The 1,992-nt window shown below is 38.7% G+C and carries 1 protein-coding gene and 1 rRNA gene; one reads left to right on the plus strand and one right to left on the minus strand.

Translation table 11 applies throughout. From position 1 onward, the window contains the following. The first annotated feature begins 461 nt into the window (after nucleotides 1–461). Nucleotides 462–1,700: an NADH:flavin oxidoreductase/NADH oxidase family protein gene (locus IC619_RS16535; RefSeq protein ID WP_191141220.1), complete on the plus strand. Its 1,239-nt coding sequence runs from the start codon at nucleotides 462–464 to the stop codon at nucleotides 1,698–1,700. 198 nt (nucleotides 1,701–1,898) lie between these two features. On the opposite strand, the gene IC619_RS16540 is transcribed toward IC619_RS16535, so the two are convergent. Continuing rightward, nucleotides 1,899–1,992 (minus strand): 16S ribosomal RNA (locus IC619_RS16540); the annotation flags it as partial.

A 1,992-nucleotide genomic window follows, 5' to 3' on the forward strand; every position in this document is an offset into this window, starting at 1 on the left:
TCGGTGTTCGTCCCGTCCTTCGTCGGCTCCTGGCGCCAAGGCATCCTCCGTGTGCTCTTAGTAGCTTAACCTAAATGGTTTTAATACTCTTAAGATTACTTCTCCGGTGAATATATACTTGACATTTTAAAAAAGACCAAGTGTATTTCATACAGCTTGTTTCCATATCTAATTTTCAAGGTACGATTCATTTCAGCGTCGCTTGTGGCGACAAGAAATAATATACCATGGTATTGTTTTTTTTGCAAGATGTTTTTTAGTTTTTGTTTCCTATTTATTATGGGAGTTTGTTTCAGTCATCCAGGAGTCAGGTGAAGACTCTGCTCCAACTAACTAAATGGTCTAAGTTCTCCGTTTCTATAATATTAGCCTTCCCACTTTATTAAGACAATTTCAATTAATAAACCTTATTTTGTAATTCATTGTTTATAATTATGTTTATACCTGAAGGAGGATCTAAAATGCAAACCAATATTCTATTTGAGCCTTTACAACTTCCATGTGGCACTGTAATTAAGAACCGTTTCTTTAAATCAGCAATGAGTGAGGCATTGGGAACCAACGATAACAAACCCAGTTTACTTCTTCCTAAGCTATACCAAAAATGGGCAGAGGGAGGTGCTGGTATTATTATGACAGGTAACATCATGATTGATCATACTGCATTAGGTGAGCCTAATAATGTAGTCATCGAAAATGAGGAGAGTGTTGATCTATTACAAAAATGGGCAGATGCAGGAAAACAAAATGGTGCACATCACTGGGTTCAGTTAAATCATCCTGGTAAGCAAAGCCCAAAATTTCTATCAAAAGAACCTGTTGCTCCAAGTCGTATCCCCCTGTCTGGTCCTGTAGCGAAATACTTTGCTCCCCCACGAGAGTTAACGGAAGATGAAATTATAGACACGATTAAACGATTTGGCCATACGGCTTCTATTGTCAAAAAAGCAGGTTTTACCGGAGTACAAATACACGCTGCCCATGGTTATCTCATTAATCAATTTTTATCCCCTTACCACAATCAACGTAGTGATCAATGGGGAGGATCTCTAGAGAATCGTATGCGATTTTTACTTGAAGTGTATAGCGAGATTCGCCATCACGTTGGTGATTCTTTTCCAATAGCCATTAAGTTAAATTCGGCAGACTTTCAAAGAGGCGGTTTTACAGAGGAAGAATCTATTCAAGTCATTCAGACACTCGTAAAAATGAAAATTGATCTAATTGAAATTTCGGGTGGAAATTACGAAAAGCCCATGATGATGGGAAAAAACGTGAAGGAAAGTACGCAAAAAAGAGAGGCCTATTTTTTAGAATTCGCTCGTAAAGCAAGAGCATTCGCTCCTCAAACACCGCTCGTAGTCACTGGTGGATTTCGTTCTGTTCATGCCATGGAAGAAGCATGTACGAGTGGCGCAATTGATATGTTAGGCATTGCTCGTCCCTTTGTTTTAATACCTGATCTTCCCAATCAAATACGTAGAGGGACTTATCAAACACAAAATTTACCTGCCATTAAAACAGGAATTAAACCCATTGATAAGGCATCATTACTAGAAAATTTTTGGTACGAATATCAAATGGCTCGCATCGGAAACGGAAAAACACCTCATCATCACTTTAATCGTCTCAGTTTTTTACTTCATATTTTGCTTACGCAAGGCACAAATCTATTTCAAGTTAGAAGAAATAAGCGATAATTGATGATCAACAGCCTTGCTAAACATCCTTTTAAATAGCTTCAAACAAATCTTTGAAATACAGTTAATTGATATGTAAGTGGATATCAAAAAACAGGCTTCCTTTTAAGGAAGCCTGTTACCTATTCCCTGAAAACTAAAGAGTGCTTACATGACCTGTCATGATTCGATTTAAGCTCCTAGAAGGAGCGTCCTTAGAAAGGAGGTGATCCATCCCCACCTTCCGGTAGGGATACCTTGTTACGACTTCACCCCAATCATCTGCCCCACCTTAGGCGGCTCGATCCCTTGC

It is taken from the genome of Polycladospora coralii (assembly GCF_014773435.2).
Classification (GTDB): domain Bacteria; phylum Bacillota; class Bacilli; order Thermoactinomycetales; family Thermoactinomycetaceae; genus Polycladospora; species Polycladospora coralii.